We start from the raw sequence: 20,466 nt of genomic DNA on the forward strand, positions 1-20,466 counted from the left end.
AACCCGCTACCACTTAACGCGCCAGGCGCCGCCACTGGTGCGGGATGCTACATGATACTTTCCCAACTGCTTCCGCCGGGAAAGTTTCGACGCTGGCGCCGGTATTAACGGACAACCTCGTCAAGCAGGCCCGCTTGACGAACTTCTACTTCGCCAAGAAAGCTCTCCATAGCGTCTCGCTGGTCCTCAAGAAACGGCGCATCTTTTACTTTTGAATAGAGGTTCAGGAGCCGCTTTTCGGCGCGCCGAAGAATGGTGTCATAGAGCATAGGTGCAATCTTTACGCAGTCTCCTTCGGTGCGCGGCTCCGCCTCTCCAGGTTCGATTCGATCGCCAAGAATGAAGGCATCCACCTTGGTTGTTGCTGAAAGGTATCCCTTGTTCCGTAGCTCTTTAACATACTTCCACACCTGCTCTTTCTCTTTCGATCCGAGCGCAAGGTCAGTCGTTTTCAAATCTACAATAACTAAATGAGCGATCCCATTTTCGTTCGATTGTTCATCATAGGAAGATCGGGCATATAGTCCGATGCTGCTGTCATCGCGAACTACGAAATCAGGGCGGTTCCTGCTTCCGCGGCCATTCTTGTCGCCAAATATTGTCTGAATGACCTTCGTCATTCCTTGATTTGAGGTGAACTCAATAGATTCAAACTCCGCTCCGAACATCCAGAGCCCCTTATTGAACAGCGGTTGAAGTTCATGCACCTCATCAACGCCAGGGATGTCTAGTTTCTGCTTGAGCTCATCAATCAGGCGAAGGCGAGTTTGAATCTCATCCAAAACGATTTTCGCCAATCCAATCGTCCAGTTTCGGAGGATTTCGTTGAGGGCGTCGTAGTCGTCCGGGGTTTGGCTATGAAGAGCTTCGAGAAGGCCGTAGAGCGACTGACTTTTTTCGAGCTTAGTGAGGATCGTGGTTAGTTGAATGATTTCCTGTTCGCCGAAGTTAGGACAGTTATCTACGACCTCATTGACGAACGAGGCGACGCGGTCTTTGCTCAGCGGCGGCAGGGCATTCAATGACGATCCCACCCGATCAAATACACTCGAGCGTTTTCCTTCGCGCGCGCTCCGGTTGGTGTCTTCGATTAGCTCCCGAATGCGCTGTTGAACTTGAGGCTGCACGAGCTTCCACGTTGGGTTGTTCTCGTCGAATCCTGACCAGTCAGCTTTGACGGCGTTCGAGTCATTCAAAAAGTCCGCTTCCACGATAAACGTGAATCGCTTTGCTTCCGATGTTCTGCCGTCCAGAACCCGTTCTACGTCGCTACCTCTCCATCCGAAATCGCCAACCGCACGGCGTTGGACCCACCACGCAATCCCATGTTGCTTGGTGGTCTTGTCTGCTTTGCGCGTGTCAATGTGGTGGATCGTGATATTGCCCGCGCCGGGAATGTGCATCTGCGTTGTAAGTAGAGACTGGCGCGAGATATCAGAAAAAGAAATCAGCCGATCATTTAGATAGACTTGGAACTGAGGGTCGGCCAAAAACCGTCCGCCAATGATGTCTCGCGCGGCGGCCTCATCAAGCCCGATTTGTGAGATCTCTCCCACGCCCTTGATCTCGGTTCCATGGCCTTTGGCCCCGGACTTGATGTGCTCGACTACGTCTATCACCAAGGGGTTGGTGGGGGTCCTCTTCACGAGGCAAGTAAACTTGGCTCCGTCTCTCCAGGACGACACGAGGTATTCGCTCGAAAAGCAGAAGCTTGCGAACCGGCCCTTTCCATTTCGCCCAAACACTGGTCGCGGCAAGCCAACCAAGTCCGGAGGTGGTTGACTGGTATTGCCAGAGCGAGCCACTCGGTCGTAGGACATTGCCCGCCATATGAACTGAAACTCTTCGAGAGACATGCCCTTTCCGTCATCTTGGACGGCGAACTGTCGCCCCGTCTTTGGGTCAGGCCAGGTTATTTGCACCTTGGTTGCGTATGCATCCCAGCCGTTGGCCACGAGTTCCACGATGGCGGTAGCTGGGTCAGAAATAATGGATCCGGCGTAGCTATCGAGGAAGCGTGCTTCGAAGAAGAGGTCCTGAGGCTTGGCCATGGCTTTCCTGTCATTTTTCGTGGGCTGCTGTCGCAGCTATACAGCTCGACGGATGCGATCGACTTTAGCCGTTTTGCTCTGGTTGGAACGCGAGCTTGCTGCTGTGCGGAGCCCCGACGATGAGCAGCTATCCACCGATGTTGAGGTCGGGGTCGCCAGGGCTAGGTCCTCATCAAGAACAATCGCGGCACTTCCGGTTCAACGGCGTTGCGTCTGCGACCTGGACAAGCCGGCGGGTCAACGGGGCAGGGCAATCACGTCGAAGGGGCCGAGCAGCTCCCACTCCTACCTTATATAGAGGGCGACGAGGCCCGGCGGGAGATGGCCTGGAGCGGGTCCGATGGGGCGGTTCTGACGCCGGGCAGGGCGCTCAAAAAGGACGGCGCGCCAGCGGATCCACGGCTGCGAAAAACAGCGGAAAGTGCGGCCGAATGCCCCAGAAACGTAGCCATAATGTAGCCAAATGCAGCTACAACCTGAGGGTGCCTCTTCAATCCATTGATAGGTATAGATAAAAAGCGTAGATCAAAGCGCACCCGCTTACTGCTTCATCAGCGGCGTATGTTGGGCGGTTTCCGAAGCGGACATCCGGATGGCAAAGGCAGGAGCGGCCCTATAGTCTAACGGCCATGGACGACGCCGCCCGGATACTGGACGACACCCTGCATGCGCTGGCCACCGACGTCGGCGCCGCGCTGCAGTCGCACCACCTGATGCTGGCCACCGCCGAAAGCTGCACCGGCGGCTGGATCGCCAAGACCATCACCGACATCCCGGGCTGCTCGGCCTGGTTCGACTGCGGCATGGCGGCCTACAGCTACGAGGCCAAGCAGGCCCTGCTGGGCGTGCGCCCGGAGACGCTGACCGAACACGGCGCGGTCAGCCGCGAGACCGTGCTGGAGATGGTCTCGGGCGCCCTGGTGACCTCGGGCGCCAGCATCGCGGTCGCCGTCACCGGCATCGCCGGGCCCGGCGGCGGCACCACCGACAAGCCGGTGGGCACGGTCTGGATCGGCTGGAAGCGGCGCGGTGGCTATCCCCAGGCCCGCCTGTTCCATTTCGACGGCGACCGCGACGCGGTGCGGCGCCAGACCGTGGTGGCGTCCCTGCGGGGGCTGCTGGAGCTGGCGGTTTGACGACGCTTTTGGCGCCCGCCTAATCTCGCGTTTTCCTGGTCCGGACGAACCTCCGATGCGTGTCCTGCTGCTCGCCCTTGGGCTTTCCATCTCGCCTGCGATGGCGCAGTCCGCCCTGTGGGACGCGGAGTCGCGCTGGGAATTCATCACTGGCGGCGACGATATCGGAGCGTACGTCGCCTACCTTCGCGACTACCCCGACAGCCCGCACGTCGCCGAGGCGCGGGCCCGGCTGGAGGCCTTCAGGAACGAGCCGGCGGCACGCCTGGATACGCCCGCCTGCGCGGCGGTGCTGCAGTCGCGGGCCGAATCCATGCTGGCCACGGCGGTCGAGGGTCACCACGCATCCTTCGATGCGCGGGTGCCGGCGGATCATTTCCTGTCCTCGTCCACGCTGCTGGTCGAGCCGCGGGGCCAGGCGCCGGGCCAGGCGCCGATCGAATCGCGGATCTACCTCACCCTGACCGCCGACACGGCGGGCGGCTGCCGGCTGATGCACCGCTGGTCGATCGGCAGCGGGCTGCCTCAGGAATGCCGCTGCAGTCCGCGCGACCCCGACTACCGCGCGCCATCGCCGGTGGTCGCGGCCGTGTTCTCGGACCTGCTGCGATTCAAGGCGCTCAACGCCGCCTGCATCGCCCGGGGCCAGCCGGACCTGTCCGTCGAAATCCAGGCGTTCCTGGCCGAATCGATCGCGAGCCGGGAAGCCCGCGCCGCGGCACTGCAGGCACGCGTGGCGTCCGGCGGGGAGCTCTCTGCGGCCGAGCAGGTCGAGGTCGACCAGATCCTGGGCGCGCTGCCGGCGCTGAAAGCGGGTGATTACCCGGTCGGCCTGGCCGATCGCCAGGCGGGGGCGGTACGCGACATGACCCGGGAGCAACTTGACACGCTGTGCGCGGGCCGGCTGCCCGGCATCGTGGCCGGCGCGCGACAGGCGGTCGGCGGCGAGGGACCGGCCCAGCCCTGATCCCAGGCGCGAAAGGGCTTGACAGGGCAGGGTGGCTTGTTAGTAGTATTACTACTAATGGAACTGACCGATACCCAGCAGGCCATCCTGGCCATGATCTCCGAGCGCATCGAGGCCGATGGCGTGCCGCCTTCGCAGGTGGAAATCGCCCACGCCTTCGGCTTCAAGGGCGTGCGCGCGGCCCAATACCACATCGAGGCCCTGGAACAGGCCGGCGCCATCCGGCGCGTGGCCGGCCAGGCCCGCAGCATCCGCCTTGTCTCGTCCCCGGCCGCCGAACCCGTCGCGGTGGTCGGGGACGAGCTTCTCCGCCTGCCCGTCCTGGGCCAGGTCGCCGCCGGCCTGCCCATCGGCGCTGATGCCGGCCTGCACGACATGGTGCTGCTCGACCGCGTGTTCTTCTCGCCGGCGCCCGATTACCTGCTCAAGGTAAAGGGCGACTCGATGCGGGACGAGGGCATCCTGCATGGCGACCTGATCGGCGTGCACCGCACCCGGGACGCCCGCAGCGGCCAGATCGTGGTCGCGCGCATCGACGACGAGATCACGGTCAAGCTGCTCAAGATCGGCAGGGACAGCATCCGCCTGCTGCCGCGCAACCCCGATTTCGCGCCCATCGTGGTCACGCCCGACCAGGATTTCGCGATCGAAGGGCTGTACTGCGGCCTCGTCAGGCCGAACCGTTGAGCTTCGGGAAGAAGAAATCGCCGGCGAAGAAGTCCCTTTCCCTACAGCGCGTCGAGGCCGAAACGGCTGCCGCGGCTGCACAGGGCAAGGGAAAATCCGCAGGCCGGTCGGGTTCTCAGCCTGTGAGACATCCGCCCGATAATCTGGCGACAACCCAAAACGACACCTCCAGGAGCTCCCCCATGGACGACACCAAGAAGACGGCCGCGATGGACGAGAACAAGAAGCGCGCGCTCACGGCCGCCCTGAGCCAGATCGAGAAGCAGTTCGGCAAGGGCGCCGTCATGCGCATGGGCGACAAGTCCAGCGAGCCGGCGGAGGTGATCGGCACCGGCTCGCTGATGCTCGATATCGCGCTGGGCATCGGTGGCCTGCCCAAGGGCCGGGTCATCGAAATCTACGGTCCGGAGTCCTCGGGCAAGACCACGCTCACCCTGCAGGTCATCGCCGAATGCCAGAAGGCGGGCGGTACCGCGGCCTTCATCGATGCCGAGCACGCGCTCGATCCTACCTATGCCGTCAAGCTGGGCGTGAACATCGACGACCTGCTGGTCAGCCAGCCGGACACCGGCGAGCAGGCGCTGGAGATCGCCGACATGCTGGTGCGCTCCAACTCGGTGGACATGGTGGTGGTCGACTCGGTCGCCGCGCTGACCCCGCGTGCCGAAATCGAGGGCGAGATGGGTGACCAGTTGCCCGGCCTGCAGGCGCGTCTGATGAGCCAGGCCCTGCGCAAGCTCACCGGCAACATCAAGCGCAGCAACTGCATGGTCATCTTCATCAACCAGCTGCGAATGAAGATCGGCATGATGATGCCCGGCCAGAATCCGGAAGTGACCACGGGCGGCAATGCGCTCAAGTTCTACGCCTCGGTGCGCCTGGACATCCGTCGCATCGGCGCGGTGAAGAAGGGCGAGGAAGTCATCGGCAACCAGACCAAGATCAAGGTGGTCAAGAACAAGATGGCCCCGCCGTTCAAGGTCATCGTCACCGAGATCCTCTACGGCCAGGGCATCAGCCGCGAAGGCGAGCTGATCGACATGGGCGTGGATGCCAAACTGGTCGAAAAGGCCGGCGCCTGGTACAGCTACAACGGCGAACGCATCGGCCAGGGCAAGGAAAATGCCCGCCAGTGGCTCAAGGACAACAAGACGGCGGCCAAGGAGCTCGAGGCCAAGCTGCGTGACAAGTTCGTCCCCGGCCTGGTGATCGGTGATGAGAACGCCGAGGCCGTCGAGGCCTGAGGCCGCACCGGGCCGGTCGGAGGCGTTGATGGCTTTCTCCGACCGGCCGCCGCGGGCCAAGCCCGAGGCCTACCAGAAGGCGCTGGAACTGCTGGTCCGGCGTGAGCATTCCCGCCGCGACCTCAAGCGCAAGCTCGGCCTGCGCGGGGCCGACTCGGCCGAGGCCGACGCCGCCATCGAGAAACTGGCCGGCCTGGGGTTCCAGGACGATGCGCGCTTCGCCTCGTCCTTTGCCCGCGACCGGGCGTCGGCAGGGTATGGGCCCGTGCGGATCCGGCAGGAACTGGCCGGCCACGGCCTGGACCGGGACCAGGTGCAGTGCGCCCTGGACACCTGTGACACCGACTGGCGCCAGTCCGCCCGCATGCAGGTGGATCGCCGCTTCCGCTCCGCTGAACTGGCCGATCCGGCCCGGCGGCGCAAGGCCGTCGAGTTCCTGCTTCGGCGCGGTTTCGACCAGGACAGTGCCCAGGCCGCGGTCAGGCCATCGATGGACGAGGACGACGTATAGCCCAGATCCCGCCCGGGACCCCGGCGCGGGCTGGTAATCTTGGCGGTCTAGCCGGTCTGCTTGCGTCGTCCGATGCCCGCCCGCATCTTTGTGGGCAGGTGGGGCGTCCGCGCCACCGACCCTCCGCACACGTGATACCAGGATCCATCGCCGTCCATGAACAAGACCAGCAACGACATCCGCCGGGACTTCCTCGAGTTCTTCCGGTCCAAAGGCCATGAGGTCGTGCCCTCGAGCTCGCTCGTGCCGGGCAACGACCCGACCCTGCTGTTCACCAATGCCGGCATGGTGCAGTTCAAGGATGTGTTCCTGGGCGCCGAGAAGCGCAGCTACAAGCGCGCCGTCAGCTCGCAGCGCTGCGTCCGGGCCGGCGGCAAGCACAACGACCTCGACCAGGTCGGCTACACCGCGCGCCACCACACCTTCTTCGAAATGCTGGGCAACTTCAGCTTCGGCGACTACTTCAAGCGCGATGCCATCCTGTACGCGTGGGAGCTGCTGACCGGCGTGTGGGGCCTGCCCAAGGACCGCCTGCTGGTCACCATCTACCACACCGACGATGAAGCCTTCGAGCTGTGGCACAAGGACGTGGGCCTGCCCGCCGACCGCATCATCCGCATCGGCGACAACAAGGGTGCGCCCTACGCTTCGGACAATTTCTGGCAGATGGCCGATACCGGCCCCTGCGGCCCCTGCACCGAGATCTTCTACGACCACGGCGCCCACATCGCCGGTGGCCCGCCGGGCAGCCCGGACGAGGACGGCGACCGCTTCATCGAAATCTGGAACAACGTCTTCATGCAGTACGACCGCCAGCCGGACGGCAGCCTGGTGCCGCTGCCGGCGCCCTGCGTGGATACCGGCATGGGCCTGGAACGCGTATCGGCCGTGCTGCAGCACGTGCACAGCAACTACGAGATCGACCTGTTCCAGCACCTGATCAAGGCCGCCGCCGCGCTCACCGGCACCGCCGACCTGGAGCACAAGTCGCTGCGCGTGATCGCCGACCACATCCGGGCCTGCAGCTTCCTGATCGTCGATGGCGTGCTGCCCTCGAACGAGGGCCGCGGCTATGTCCTGCGCCGTATCATCCGCCGTGCCATCCGCCACTTCTGGAAGCTCGACGGGCTCAGCCCGGACGGCAAGTTCTGGCGCATGGTGCAGCCCCTGGTCGAGGCCATGGGCCAGGCCTATCCGGAGCTGGCGAAGAAGCAGCCGCTGGTCGAGCAAGCGCTGAAGGGCGAGGAAGCCGCGTTCGCGCAGACGCTCGATGCCGGCATGGCGCGCCTGCAGGACTACCTGGCGGCCTCGGGCAACCGCATCCGCGGCGAGCAGCTGTTCCAGCTGCATGACACCTACGGCTGCCCGCCCGACCTGATCGCCGACTTGCTGCGCGAGAACGCCGACAAGGGCTGGGCGCTGGCCGACGGCGCCCTGGCCGAGTACGACACGCTGATGGACCAGCAGCGCGACCGCGCGCGCGCCGCCAGCAAGTTCGCCGGCACCGCCGCGCTACCCGCGGACCTGGTGGCCACGCTGCGGCCCACCGAGTTCCAGGGCTACGAGGCCCTGGACTGCGATGGCTGCCGCATCGTCGCCCTGGTGCGCGACGGCAAGCCGGTGGACGAAGTCCGCGCAGGCGAGGAGGCGCTGGTGCTGCTCGACAGCACGCCCTTCTACGCTGAATCCGGCGGCCAGGTTGGCGACGCGGGCGTGATGACGACCCGGGCTGGCGACCGCTTCGAGGTGCGCGACACGCTCAAGCTGGCTGGCACGTTCCACGGCCACGCCGGCCGCGTGGCCTCGGGCACGCTCAAGCGCGGCGACCGCGTCTCGGCGCGCGTGGACGAAGTCCGCCGCCAGGCCACCGTGCTCAACCACTCCGCCACCCACCTGCTGCACGCCGCGCTGCGCAAGCTGCTGGGCGAACACGTCACCCAGAAGGGCTCGCTGGTGGCGCCCGACCGCCTGCGCTTCGATTTCTCCCATTTCCAGGCCATCCCGGCCGCCGACCTGGCGCGCATCGAAGCGATGGTGAATGCCGAGATCCGGCGCAACGCCGAGGCCGAGGTGCACCACATGGGCATGCAGGAAGCGCTCGATTTCGGCGCCATGGCCCTGTTCGGCGAAAAGTACGGCGAGCACGTGCGCGTGCTGCGCATGGGCGAGTTCTCCACCGAGCTGTGCGGCGGCACCCATGTGCACCACACCGGCGACATCGGCGTGTTCAAGATCGTCAGCGAAGGCGGCGTCGCCGCCGGCGTGCGCCGCATCGAGGCGGTGACGGGCGAGGGCGCGCTGGCCTACATCGCCCAGGAAGAGCAGCGGCTTGAGGAAGCCGCGCAGCTGCTGGGTGCCAATGCCGGCGACGTGGTCGAAAAGCTGCGCCAGCTGCTGGACCGGCAGAAGAAGCTCGAGCGGGAGCTGGAATCGCTCAAGGCCAAGGCCGCCGCAGGCGCCACCGCCGACCTGGCCGCCTCGGCGCCGGAAGTGCAGGGCGTGCGGGTGGTCGCGGCGCGCATCGAGGGGCTGGACGCGAAGTCGCTGCGCGATGCGGTTGACCAGCTCAAGTCTCGGTTGACCGATGCGGTGATCGTGCTGGCCTCGGCCGAGGGCGGCAAGGCCTCGCTGGTCGCCGGCGTGCAGGGCTCGGCCCTGGGCAAGGTGAAGGCGGGCGAACTGCTGTCGCACGTGGCCGCGCAGATCGGCGGCAAGGGCGGCGGACGCGCAGACATGGCCCAGGGCGGCGGCGCGGATGGCCCGGCGCTGGTGTCCGCGCTGGCGAGCGTGCCCGCCTGGGTAGGCGAACGCCTGGGCTGATCCATCGCCCGGCCTTCATTGCGCCACGCGCTACCCCGAACTACCATCGGACCCAGCCGCGCTCGTGCGGCTGGGAACCGCGGCTGGCAACGCGCCGCGCGGGCCGGTGCAAGGATGTATCGGGAGGGAGTGCGATGCTGATTCTGACGCGAAGGGTAGGCGAGACCCTGATGATCGGCGACTCGGTCACGGTTACCGTGCTGGGCGTCAAGGGCAACCAGGTGCGGATCGGAATCACGGCGCCCAAGGACGTGGCCGTGCACCGTGAGGAAATCTTCCAGCGCATCCAGAAGGACGACGGCGCCGCGCCCGTGGCCGCCGATGCCGGCGCGGGTTTACCCAAGGACGACTGAGGCGCTATCCTATGCGGCCGGCAGCGCCCCCAAGGTGCCGCCGGGAACAGTTCCCGGAGTGATGCCCGAGTGGCCGAAGGGGCTCCCCTGCTAAGGGAGTATCGGGTCAAAAGCCTGATCGAGGGTTCGAATCCCTCTCACTCCGCCAGTCCTTGCTGCACCGATTCCATCCGGTGATTTCGCAGACTGGTTCCCCTCGGGGAAAGACTGATGTGCTTGGGCAAGAGGTTGGGTCGATGCATGGGCATTGACGGCTACGCCAACGTCCCCCATAATTTCGCTTCTGCGCGCCCGTAGCTCAGCTGGATAGAGCACCAGGCTACGAACTTGGTGGTCGGGAGTTCGAATCTCTCCGGGCGCGCCACTAATGCAGACAGGGTGCTTCGGCACCCTTTTTGTTCGGCGGTATCTTCCCCAGGCGCGTTGCGCCGCCGGTTGCCACCGCCGTACAGTTGGGCTTCGAGCGGCGTGCCGGCACGGGCGTCGGGCTTCACCCCCGGGGCATAGCTCAGCCTGGTAGAGCGCCAGCTTTGGGAGCTGGATGTCGTGGGTTCGAATCCCTCTGCCCCGACCAGGTTGGCTGTCCAGGCAAGACCCGCAACGCCGCATGGATGCAGGCGGGCCCGGGCCGGTATCATCCCGGCAGGCGCCCGTAGCTCAATCGGATAGAGCACCGGCCTTCTAAGCCGGCGGTTGCAGGTTCGATTCCTGCCGGGCGCGCCAGCCGGGACAGGGTGGAGGAATGCGGTTCAGGTCACAATGTGGTGGATGTAGCTCAGTCGGTTAGAGCATCGGATTGTGATTCCGAGGGTCGCGGGTTCGAGTCCCGTCTTCCACCCCAGTTCCAGCCAGTTCACAGATGCGGCATAATGCCGCGTCGCAGCCGCTTCGGCGGGAAGATTACGGGCCGTTAGCTCAGTTGGTAGAGCAGTTGACTCTTAATCAATAGGTCGAAGGTTCGAATCCTTCACGGCCCACCAATCTTCCCGATTGAATCGTCACCGCGCGGCACATTGCGAAAGTGGCGGAACTGGTAGACGCGCTGGATTTAGGTTCCAGTGGGGCAACCCGTGAGAGTTCGACTCTCTCCTTTCGCACCATCCGGCAACGGAGGCGCGGGGATGAGCCGAAGCTCCGCGGGTTTTTTCATTTTCGCGCCCAAAACAAGGCGCGGTCGCAGGAGTGGATATGCAAGTCTCGCTTGAGAACACCGCCAATCTGGAACGTCGCCTCACCGTCAGCCTGCCGGCCGAACGCCTCGACGGCGTCGTCGGCAAGCGCCTGCAGGAAATCGCGCGTACCGCCAACATCAAGGGTTTCCGTCGCGGCAAGGTGCCGTCGAAGGTGATCGAACAGCGCTTCGGCCCCCAGGTCCGCAACGAGGCCTACGGCGAGCTGATCCGCGAGAGCTTCGGCGAGGCCGTGCGCCAGCAGAAGCTGCAGATCGCCGGCAACCCCGACATCCAGGCCGAACCGGCCGGCGAAGGCGGCGACATCCGCTTTACCGCCACCTTCGAAGTGGTGCCCGAGTTCGGCGCCATCGATCCGTCCCAGCTCAAGATCGTGCGCGCCACCGCCGCGATTTCCGACGCCGACATCGACGGCATGATCGAAACGCTGCGCCAGCAGCGCCGCAGCTGGGACGAAGTGCCGCGCGGCGCCGAGCCGGGCGACCTGGTGACGGTGGAGACCTTCGCGGTCGCCAACGGCCAGCGCCTGCCGGCCGAAGGTGCCGACAAGGGCGCCACCGTGCTCGGCTCGAACGTGATGTTCCCGGCGCTGGAGTCCCAGTTGGCCGGCATGAAGGCCGGCGACGAGCGCGAAGTGGACGTGGATTTCCCGGCCAACTGGCGCGTCGCCGAGCTGGCCGGCCAGTCGGCCAAGGTCACGCTGAAGGTCACCAAGGTGTCGGCCCCGAACCTGCCTGAGGTGGACGAAGCCTTCGTGAAGAGCTTCGGCATCAAGAGCGGCAAGGTCGACCAGTTCCGCCAGGAAGTGCGCGCCAACCTCGAGCGCGAGCTCAAGGGCAACCTGATGCAGCGCCTGCGCGCGGAAGTGGCCGAGAAGCTGGTCGCCGCCCACGCCGGGGTCGAGCTGCCGCCGCGCCTGATCCAGGCCGAGGCCCGCCAGATGGCGGCCAACGCCGAACAGCAGGCGCGCCAGCAGGGCCAGGCCAATGCCAAGTTCGACGCGGAGCAGTTCCTGGGGGCCGCGCGCAACCGCGTCGCCGCCGGCCTGCTGGTGGGCGAGGTCGCCCGCCAGAACGACCTCAAGCTCGACGGCAAGCGGCTGAACGAGACCCTGCAGCTGATCGCCTCGACCTACGAGGATCCGCAGCAGGTCATTGAACTCTACCGCAACGACCCCAACCTCATGTCCAGCCTCCGCGGACGGGTGATGGAAGAGCAGGTGATCGACTGGATCGCCGAGCGCGCCGACGCCACCGAGCAGGCATTGAGCTTCTCCGAACTGATGCGTCCGGCCGCCTGAAGCGGCCCCAACCGAGGAACGCGCGCATGGATCCGATCAAGGCCTTGAACCTGGTGCCGATGGTGGTCGAACAGACCAGCCGCGGCGAGCGGGCGTACGACATCTACTCGCGCCTGCTCAAGGAGCGCGTGATCTTCCTGGTCGGCCCGATCGACGACTACATGGCCAATGTCATCGTCGCCCAGATGCTGTTCCTGGAAGCCGAGAATCCCGAGAAGGACATCAGCCTGTACATCAACTCGCCGGGCGGCGTGGTCACCTCGGGCATGGCCATCTACGACACCATGCAGTTCATCAAGCCCGACGTGAGCACCATCTGCGTCGGCCAGGCCGCCAGCATGGGTTCCTTCCTGCTGGCCGCCGGCGCCAAGGGCAAGCGCTACATCCTGCCCAGCGCGCGCGTGATGATCCACCAGCCCCTGGGCGGCTACCAGGGCCAGGCCAGCGACATCGAGATCCACACCCGCGAGATCCTGACCCTGCGCGACCGCCTCAACAGCGTGCTGGCCAAGCACACCGGCCAGCCGATCGAGCGCATCGCCAAGGACACCGACCGCGACAACTTCATGGACGCCGAAGCCGCCAAGGCCTATGGCATCGTGGACGCGGTGCTTGACCGCCGCCCCGACGACACCGTCCAGGCCGCCTGACGCCCTTGCAGCGCCGTCTTCACGCCCCGGTCCGGCCCCTCGCCGGGCCGGGGTTTGACGCCTTCCGGCCTGTGATATTCTCGATCCAGACCCATTCCATCAGGGCAGCGAAAGCATGACCGAAGACCGCCAGGGCCGCACCGGCGACAGCAGCAAGATCCTGTACTGCTCCTTCTGCGGGAAGAGCCAGCACGAGGTGCGCAAGCTGATCGCAGGCCCCAGCGTGTTCATCTGCGATGAATGCGTGGAGCTTTGCAACGACATCATTCGCGAGGAGCTCGAGGAGAAGGCGCACGCCGCCCGCAGCCACCTGCCCAAGCCGCGCGAGATCCTTGAAGTCCTCGACCAGTACGTCATCGGCCAGTTCTGCGCCAAGAAGACGCTGTCGGTGGCGGTCTACAACCACTACAAGCGCATCGAAAGCCGGATCAAGAACGACGACATCGAACTGTCGAAGTCCAACATCCTGCTGATCGGCCCGACCGGCTCGGGCAAGACGCTGCTGGCCGAGACGCTGGCGCGCCTGCTCAACGTTCCGTTCACCATCGCCGATGCGACGACGCTGACCGAAGCCGGCTACGTCGGCGAGGACGTCGAGAACATCATCCAGAAGCTGCTGCAGAAGTGCGACTACGACGTCGAGAAGGCGCAGTCGGGCATCGTCTACATCGACGAGATCGACAAGATCTCGCGCAAGTCGGAAAACCCGTCCATCACCCGCGACGTGTCGGGCGAGGGCGTGCAGCAGGCACTGCTCAAGCTGATCGAGGGCACCGTGGCCTCGGTGCCGCCGCAGGGCGGCCGCAAGCATCCGCAGCAGGAGTTCCTGCAGGTCGATACCCGCAACATCCTGTTCATCGTCGGTGGCGCCTTCGCCGGCCTGGACAAGATCATCCAGGCCCGCAGCACCGAGGCCGGCGGCATCGGCTTCGGTGCCAAGGTCAAGTCCAGCGAGCGCAAGATCGAGGTCGGCAAGCTGCTGGCCGAGGTCGAGCCCGAAGACCTGATCAAGTTCGGCCTGATCCCCGAGTTCGTCGGCCGCCTGCCGGTGGTCGCCACGCTCGAGGAGCTCGACGAGGCCGCGCTGGTCAAGATCCTCACCGAGCCCAAGAACGCCATCACCAAGCAGTTCAAGAAGCTGTTCGAGATGGAGGGCGTGGAGCTGGAAGTGCGTCCGGACGCGCTGATGGCGGTGGCCCGGCGCGCGCTCAAGCGCAAGACCGGCGCCCGCGGCCTGCGCACCATCATGGAATCGGTGCTGCTCGACACTATGTACGACCTGCCGTCGCTGGAAAACGTCAGCAAGGTCGTGGTGGACGAGTCGGTGATCAACCACCAGACCGAGCCCTACCTGATCTACTCCAGCGCCCCCCAGCCGGCGCCCAAGGCCGCCTCGGGCGACTGAGGCTGACGGTGCAAGTGCTTGAATCTCGGGCCGGTCTTTCCGGCCCGATGCTTTTGCGGCGGAATAACTTGCAAGCCGCCGCCGGGAACCCCATAACCTGATCCATGACGGGCCCCGGTGCCCGGACGGAGTCCTCCATGCAAGACACCCCCGCCATTCCCCACCGCGTCGACCTGCCCGTGCTGCCGCTGCGCGACGTGGTGGTCTATCCGCACATGGTCATCCCGCTGTTCGTCGGCCGCGACCGGTCGATCAAGGCGCTGGACCTGGCCATGGCCGGCGACAAGCAGATCCTGCTGATCGCGCAGAAGGTGCCCGACACCGATGATCCGGTGGCCGAGGACCTGTACCCGGTCGGCACGCTGGCCCAGGTGCTGCAGCTGCTCAAGCTTCCCGACGGCACCATCAAGGTGCTGGTCGAGGGTTCGTCGCGCGTGGCGATCGACGGCTACGGCGAGCGCGACGGCGCGCTGACCGCCACCGGCAACGAGGTGGACTCGACCTACGAGCGCGACGAGCGCGAACTCGAGGTCACGCAGCGTTCGCTGATGACCCTGTTCGAGCAGTACGTCAAGACCAACCGCAAGCTGCCGCCCGAGCTGCTGACCACGCTGTCGGGCATCGACGACCCCAGCCGCCTGGCCGACACCATCTCGGCCCACCTCGGCGCGCGCCTGTCCGACAAGCAGCAGCTGCTGGAGACCCTGGAGGTCGGCCAGCGCATGGAAATGCTGATCGGCCTGGTGGACGGCGAGATCGACGTGCAGCAGATCGAGAAGCGCATCCGCGGCCGCGTCAAGTCGCAGATGGAGAAGAGCCAGCGCGAGTACTACCTCAACGAGCAGATGAAGGCCATCCAGAAGGAGCTGGGCGAGATCGACGACGCGCCCAACGAACTCGAGGAGCTGGCCAAGAAGGTCGCGGCCGCGGGCATGCCCAAGGCGGTGGAGGCCAAGGCCAAGGCCGAGCTCAACAAGCTCAAGCAGATGTCGCCGATGTCGGCCGAGGCCACCGTCGTGCGCAACTACATCGACTGGCTGGTGGGCGTGCCGTGGAAGAAGCGCAGCAAGGTTCGCAAGGACCTCAAGGCCGCGCTGGACGTGCTCGACGCCGACCACTACGGCCTGGAGAAGGTCAAGGAACGCATCCTGGAATACCTGGCGGTGCAGCTGCGCGTGAAGCAGATGAAGGGCGCGATCCTGTGCCTGGTCGGACCGCCGGGCGTGGGCAAGACCTCGCTGGGCCAGTCCATCGCCAAGGCCACCAACCGCAAGTTCGTGCGCATGTCGCTGGGCGGCGTGCGCGACGAGGCCGAGATCCGCGGCCACCGCCGCACCTATATCGGCTCGATGCCGGGCCGCATCGTGCAGAACCTGAGCAAGGTCGGCACCAAGAACCCGCTGTTCATGCTCGACGAGATCGACAAGATGAGCATGGACTTCCGCGGCGATCCGTCCTCGGCGCTGCTGGAGGTGCTCGACCCCGAGCAGAACCACTCCTTCAACGACCACTACCTCGAAGTGGACCTGGACCTGTCGGAAGTGATGTTCGTGGCGACCTCCAACTCGCTCAACATCCCCGGCCCGCTGCTCGACCGCATGGAAGTGATCCGCATCCCCGGCTACACCGAGGACGAGAAGCTGCACATCGCCGAGCGCTACCTGCTGCCCAAGCAGATCAAGGCCAACGGCCTCAAGGCCGGCGAGCTCAAGGTCAGCGAGGCGGCGGTGCGCGACATCGTGCGTTACTACACGCGCGAATCGGGCGTGCGCAACCTGGAGCGCGAGCTGTCCAAGATCGCCCGCAAGGTGGTCAAGGAAATTGCGCTGGCCGGTCCGCGCAAGTCCGGCAAGCCGCATGCGGTTTCGGTGACGCCCAAGAACCTGGACAAGTACCTGGGCGTGCAGCGCTACGACTTTGGACGCGCCGAACAGGAAAGCGAAGTGGGTCTGGTCACCGGCCTGGCCTGGACCGAAGTCGGCGGCGACCTGCTGCAGATCGAAGCCACGCTGCTGCCGGGCAAGGGCCAGCTCATCCTCACCGGCCAGCTGGGCGACGTGATGCAGGAGTCGGTGAAGGCCGCCTACAGCGTGGTGCGTTCGCGCAGCGAGCGGCTGGGCCTGGACACCGAATTCCACAACAAGTTCGACACCCACGTGCACGTGCCCGAGGGCGCCACGCCCAAGGACGGCCCCAGCGCCGGCATCGCCATGGTGACCGCCCTGGTGTCGGTGTTGTCCGGCGTGCCGATCCGGTCGGACGTGGCCATGACCGGCGAAATCACCCTGCGCGGCCGCGTGCTGCCCATCGGTGGCCTGAAGGAAAAGTTGCTGGCGGCGCTGCGCGGCGGCATCCGCACCGTGCTGATCCCGGAGGAGAACCGCAAGGACCTTGCGGACATTCCCAAGAACGTTACCCAAGGCCTTGAGATCATTCCGGTCAAGTGGATAGACCAGGTGCTGGACGTGGCGCTGGTGCACCCGCTGGCGCGCGAGTCGGGCTCGGATCCGTCGCCTGAAACCAGCAGCGAACCCAGCACCAAGGAGGGTACCGGCGCCGTGCTCAGGCACTGATCGCGACGTTGCGCAAACCCCGGAAACCCGCGAAATATCTGGCTCTCGCGTATTGCGCGGGTAAAATGCGGCTGGTATAAATCAACGCAACCTTCGTGCGGGCCACCGCCCGGCGCGACGGCACAGGTGGACCGGATCACGACCCAGGCCGATGCCGGGTGGGTCCGGTTTTTCAGAATGCGGGGTCACCTCGCTCAGGGAGTCAATAATGAACAAAGCCGAATTTACGAGTGCCGTCGCCGATGGCGCCGAGCTGTCCAAGGCCGATGCCGGCCGGGCCGTCGACGCCATGATCGAAACGATCAAGAAGGCACTCAAGAAGGGCGAAACCATCACGCTGGTGGGCTTCGGCACCTTCTCCGTCCGCAAGCGCGCCGCCCGCCAGGGCCGCAATCCGCAGACCGGCGACACCATCAAGATCAAGGCCTCCAAGAATCCTGCGTTCAAGGCTGGCAAAGCCCTAAAGGATGCTGTAAACTGAGCGTCTTGTAAGGGTGCTTAGCTCAGCGGTAGAGCGTCGCCCTTACAAGGCGAGGGTCGGGGGTTCGAAACCCTCAGCACCCACCAAGCTTTGGTTTCAGCGGAGTGGTAGTTCAGTCGGTTAGAATGCTGGCCTGTCACGCCGGAGGTCGCGGGTTCGAGTCCCGTCCACTCCGCCATATCCTCGAGGGCGCCCCGCAAGGGCGCCTTCGTTTTTTCCGGCCCCGGGACGCCTGGGCCACCAACCTCACGGCCCATCGCACATGCTGCAGAACATTCGCGAAAAGAAGTGGATCGCCTTCGTCATCCTGGTCCCGGTGATCATCGCCATGGCCTTCTTCGGCGTCGATTCCTACTTCTCGACCAACATCGAGACCTTCGCAGCCAGGATCCAGGGCCCCGCCAAATTCATGGGCTACGGCGGGCAGGAGCGCGAGATCTCGCAGGACGAGTTCCGCCGCCGCTTCGACCAGGTCCGCGAGCAGGAGCGCCAGCGCCAGGGCGAATCCTTCGACAGCCTCGCCTTCGAATCCTTGGACAACAAGCGCCAGGTGCTGGACGCGATGGTGGACGAGGCGCTGCTGGCCCTGGTGGCCGAGCGCGACGGCATCACCGTCAGCGAGCTGGCCGCGGCCGAAGAGCTCAAGGCGCTGCCCCAGTTCCAGGTGGACGGCAAATACAGCCCGGAAAGCTACCGCGTGACGCTGGCGGGGCAGGGCACCAACCACGCCCAGTTCATGGCCGGCATGCGTGCCGACATGGCGCGCCGCACGGTGCCGGCCCAGATCATCGACACCGCGCTGACCAGCGACGCCGAGCTCGAGGCTTTCCTCAAGCTCAGCCGCCAGACCCGCGACGTGTCCCTGCTGGACCTGCCCACGCCCTCGTTGCCCGCCGAAGCGCCGTCGGACGCCGACCTGCAGGCCTGGTACGACGCCAACGCCTCGCGCTACCGCAGCGAGGAGCAGGTCGCGCTGGAGTACGTGGAAATCGACGGCGCCACGCTCGAGGTGCCCACCACGGTGGACGAGGCGACGCTGCGCGGCCGTTACGAGGATCAGAAGGCGCGCTACACCACCGCCGCCAAGCGCGTGGCCTCGCACCTGCTGGTGGCGGTGCCGGCCGATGCCGACGCAGCCGCCGAGGCGGCTGCGCGCGAGCGCATCGACCGCCTGGCCGAACAGGCACGCCTGCCCGGCGCCGACTTCGCGGCGCTGGCGCGAGAGAATTCCGACGACCTGGGCTCCAAGGCCGAGGGCGGCGACCTGGGTGAGATCCAGCCGGGCGTGTTCCCGGCCGAATTCGAGGCCGCGCTGAACAAGCTCGACCAGGCGGGCCAGGTTTCCGAGCCCGTGCGCACGCCGGACGGCTGGCACCTGGTGCAGCTGCGCGAGTTCACGCCCGGCACCGGCCGCAGCTTCGAAGAGGTGCGCGGCGAACTCGAGACCGAGTACCTGGCCAACGAACGCGACCGCGTCTTCAGCGACCTCACCGGCGAGCTGATCGACCTGGTCTACCAGGACCCGACCGCACTGGCACCCGCCGCCGAGAAGTTGGGTCTGCCGCTGCAGCGCACGGGCCTGTTCAGCCGACGCGAGGCCACCGGCATCGCCGCCCTGCCGGCGGTTCGCGAGGCCGCCTTCAGCGAGGCCCAGCGCGTCGACCGCCAGGTGAGCGACACCATCGAAATCGGGCCGAACCAGGTCGTGGTCATCCATGTCGTGGACGTGAAGCCCGAGGCCGCCATCCCGCTGGCTGACGTGCGAGACCGCGTGCTGTCGGACTACAACGCCGATCGCCTGGCCAAGGCGTCCAAGGCCCAGGCCGAGGCGCTGCTCGCGCGTGCCGAGAAGGGCGAGACGCTGGACGCGCTGGCCACCGAAGTGGGCCGCACCGTGGCCACGCTTCCGGGCGTGAACCGCGAGGCGCAGCTGCCGCCCTCGCTGATCGCCGGCGTGTTTCGCCTGCCGGCGCCGGAAGCGGGCAAGCCCAGTCTCGGCGTGGTCGAGCTGGCGCCTGACCGCCACGCCCTGGTCTCCGTCACCGCGGTGACCCCGGGCGACCTGGCCCTGCTGGACGACCAGACGCGCCTGCTGCTGCGCGGGCAGTTCGCCCAGGCCCGCGGCCTGGTCGAGTACCAGGATTTCATCAAGTCGCTGCGCAAGACCTACACCATCACCGTCGCCGAAGACCGGCTCTGAGGCCATCGCGCGGATGAAGAAAGGCCCGGGATTCCCGGGCCTTTTCCATTTAGGAACTGCGTCGTGGGGCAGGCATCAGTCGGTGCTGATGCCGGTCATGCCCAGGATGTTGTAGCCGCAGTCCACGTAGGTGACCTCGCCGGTGACGCCGGCGGCCAGGTCCGAGCAGAGGAAGGCGCCGACATTGCCCACATCCTCGATGGTGACGTTGCGGCGCAGCGGCGCCGTTTCGGCGACGTGGCTGAGCATCTTGCGCAGGTTGCCCACGCCCGACGCCGCCAGCGTCTTGATCGGGCCGGCGGATACGCAGTTCACGCGCGTGCCTTCCGGGCCCAGGTTCATCGCCAGGTAGCGCACGTTGGCCTCCAGGCTGGCCTTGGCCAGGCCCATCACGTTGTAGCTGGCCAGCGCACGTTCGGCGCCCAGGTAGCTCAGCGTCAGGATGCTGCCGTTGCGGCCCTTCATCATCGGCCGCGCCGCCTTGGCAAGCGCCGCCAGCGAATAGCTGGAGATGTCGTGGGCGATGCGGAAATTCTCGCGCGTGAGGTTGTCCAGGAAGCCGCCCTCCAGCGCCTCGCGCGGCGCGAAACCGACCGAATGCACCAGGATGTCCAGCCCGTCCCAGTGCTTGCCCAGTTCGGCGAACACGCTGTCGATCTGGGCGTCGTCGCCGACGTCCAGCGGCATCACCAGGGACGAGCCGCACTCCTTCGCCGCGTCTTCGACCCGGGACTTGAGCTTGTCGGTCTGGTAGGTGAAGGCCAGCTCGGCGCCTTCGCGGTGCATCGCTTCGGCGATGCCGCTGGCGATGGAACGCTGGCTGGCCACGCCCACCACGAGGGCACGCTTGCCGCTGAGGAAACCCATGATCTTCTCCCTTGGCCGCCAACGCGGCGGC

The 20,466-nt window shown here is 65.7% G+C and carries 14 protein-coding genes, 9 tRNA genes and 1 pseudogene; 22 read left to right on the top strand and 2 right to left on the bottom strand.

All coding sequences use genetic code 11. The features are described 5' to 3' along the window. Positions 1–104 precede the first annotated feature (104 nt). Positions 105–2,051 (bottom strand): ATP-binding protein, encoded by a 1,947-nt coding sequence (locus tag ACOQFR_RS09940; RefSeq protein WP_421381437.1) that lies wholly within the window; start codon positions 2,049–2,051, stop codon positions 105–107. A 629-nt stretch (positions 2,052–2,680) separates the two neighbouring features. Between ACOQFR_RS09940 and ACOQFR_RS09945 the strand changes: the two genes are divergently transcribed. The 22 genes and pseudogenes from ACOQFR_RS09945 to ACOQFR_RS10050 all read left to right on the top strand — a co-directional run bounded on the left by ACOQFR_RS09945 (position 2,681) and on the right by ACOQFR_RS10050 (position 19,568). Next, positions 2,681–3,187, top strand: coding sequence for a CinA family protein (locus tag ACOQFR_RS09945; protein ID WP_421381439.1), 507 nt, complete (start codon positions 2,681–2,683; stop codon positions 3,185–3,187). A gap of 55 nt (positions 3,188–3,242) precedes the next feature. Beyond that, positions 3,243–4,154: a hypothetical protein gene (locus tag ACOQFR_RS09950; protein WP_421381441.1), complete on the top strand. Its 912-nt coding sequence runs from the start codon at positions 3,243–3,245 to the stop codon at positions 4,152–4,154. A gap of 57 nt (positions 4,155–4,211) precedes the next feature. Next, positions 4,212–4,841, top strand: coding sequence for a transcriptional repressor LexA (lexA, locus tag ACOQFR_RS09955; RefSeq protein ID WP_421381443.1), 630 nt, complete (start codon positions 4,212–4,214; stop codon positions 4,839–4,841). A gap of 209 nt (positions 4,842–5,050) precedes the next feature. Next, complete coding sequence (recA, locus tag ACOQFR_RS09960) at positions 5,051–6,085, top strand: recombinase RecA (protein WP_421383261.1); 1,035 nt, start codon at positions 5,051–5,053, stop codon at positions 6,083–6,085. A gap of 28 nt (positions 6,086–6,113) precedes the next feature. Further along, on the top strand, positions 6,114–6,596 hold the full coding sequence (locus ACOQFR_RS09965; RefSeq protein WP_421381445.1) for a regulatory protein RecX: 483 nt from the start codon (positions 6,114–6,116) through the stop codon (positions 6,594–6,596). Between the two features lie 156 nt (positions 6,597–6,752). After that, on the top strand, positions 6,753–9,416 hold the full coding sequence (gene alaS / locus ACOQFR_RS09970) for an alanine--tRNA ligase (protein ID WP_421381447.1): 2,664 nt from the start codon (positions 6,753–6,755) through the stop codon (positions 9,414–9,416). A 134-nt stretch (positions 9,417–9,550) separates the two neighbouring features. Next, on the top strand, positions 9,551–9,769 hold the full coding sequence (csrA, locus tag ACOQFR_RS09975) for a carbon storage regulator CsrA (protein ID WP_421381449.1): 219 nt from the start codon (positions 9,551–9,553) through the stop codon (positions 9,767–9,769). A gap of 55 nt (positions 9,770–9,824) precedes the next feature. Then, positions 9,825–9,917, top strand: a tRNA-Ser gene (locus tag ACOQFR_RS09980). Positions 9,918–10,056: 139 nt separating this feature from the next. Next, positions 10,057–10,133 (top strand) — tRNA-Arg (locus ACOQFR_RS09985). A 133-nt stretch (positions 10,134–10,266) separates the two neighbouring features. Next, positions 10,267–10,343: transfer RNA gene (locus ACOQFR_RS09990), tRNA-Pro, on the top strand. Positions 10,344–10,415: 72 nt separating this feature from the next. Then, positions 10,416–10,492 (top strand) — tRNA-Arg (locus ACOQFR_RS09995). Positions 10,493–10,533: 41 nt separating this feature from the next. After that, positions 10,534–10,610: transfer RNA gene (locus ACOQFR_RS10000), tRNA-His, on the top strand. A 63-nt stretch (positions 10,611–10,673) separates the two neighbouring features. Further along, positions 10,674–10,749, top strand: a tRNA-Lys gene (locus ACOQFR_RS10005). A gap of 35 nt (positions 10,750–10,784) precedes the next feature. Then, positions 10,785–10,869, top strand: a tRNA-Leu gene (locus ACOQFR_RS10010). An 88-nt stretch (positions 10,870–10,957) separates the two neighbouring features. Beyond that, complete coding sequence (gene tig, locus ACOQFR_RS10015; RefSeq protein WP_421381451.1) at positions 10,958–12,259, top strand: trigger factor; 1,302 nt, start codon at positions 10,958–10,960, stop codon at positions 12,257–12,259. Between the two features lie 26 nt (positions 12,260–12,285). Next, positions 12,286–12,909, top strand: a complete 624-nt coding sequence (gene clpP / locus ACOQFR_RS10020) for an ATP-dependent Clp endopeptidase proteolytic subunit ClpP (RefSeq protein ID WP_421381453.1) — start codon at positions 12,286–12,288, stop codon at positions 12,907–12,909. 115 nt (positions 12,910–13,024) lie between these two features. Continuing rightward, the gene (clpX, locus tag ACOQFR_RS10025) at positions 13,025–14,314 is read left to right on the top strand and encodes an ATP-dependent Clp protease ATP-binding subunit ClpX (protein WP_421381455.1); all 1,290 of its coding nucleotides are present in this window, start codon (positions 13,025–13,027) and stop codon (positions 14,312–14,314) included. A 137-nt stretch (positions 14,315–14,451) separates the two neighbouring features. Then, a pseudogene (gene lon / locus ACOQFR_RS10030) lies at positions 14,452–16,807 on the top strand (endopeptidase La); the annotation flags it as partial. A gap of 288 nt (positions 16,808–17,095) precedes the next feature. Then, positions 17,096–17,368 carry an HU family DNA-binding protein gene (locus ACOQFR_RS10035; RefSeq protein ID WP_325132196.1) on the top strand — a complete coding sequence of 91 codons (273 nt, stop codon included), beginning with the start codon at positions 17,096–17,098 and terminating at the stop codon, positions 17,366–17,368. An 11-nt stretch (positions 17,369–17,379) separates the two neighbouring features. After that, positions 17,380–17,454, top strand: a tRNA-Val gene (locus ACOQFR_RS10040). Between the two features lie 15 nt (positions 17,455–17,469). Then, positions 17,470–17,546: transfer RNA gene (locus tag ACOQFR_RS10045), tRNA-Asp, on the top strand. Between the two features lie 84 nt (positions 17,547–17,630). Continuing rightward, positions 17,631–19,568, top strand: coding sequence for a SurA N-terminal domain-containing protein (locus tag ACOQFR_RS10050; protein ID WP_421381457.1), 1,938 nt, complete (start codon positions 17,631–17,633; stop codon positions 19,566–19,568). Between the two features lie 75 nt (positions 19,569–19,643). Here the strand turns inward: ACOQFR_RS10050 and ACOQFR_RS10055 are convergent, their stop codons facing one another. Next, complete coding sequence (locus ACOQFR_RS10055; RefSeq protein WP_421381459.1) at positions 19,644–20,435, bottom strand: enoyl-ACP reductase FabI; 792 nt, start codon at positions 20,433–20,435, stop codon at positions 19,644–19,646. Positions 20,436–20,466: the final 31 nt, after the last annotated feature.

Source organism: Arenimonas sp. MALMAid1274 (assembly GCF_049195245.1).
GTDB lineage: Bacteria > Pseudomonadota > Gammaproteobacteria > Xanthomonadales > Xanthomonadaceae > Arenimonas.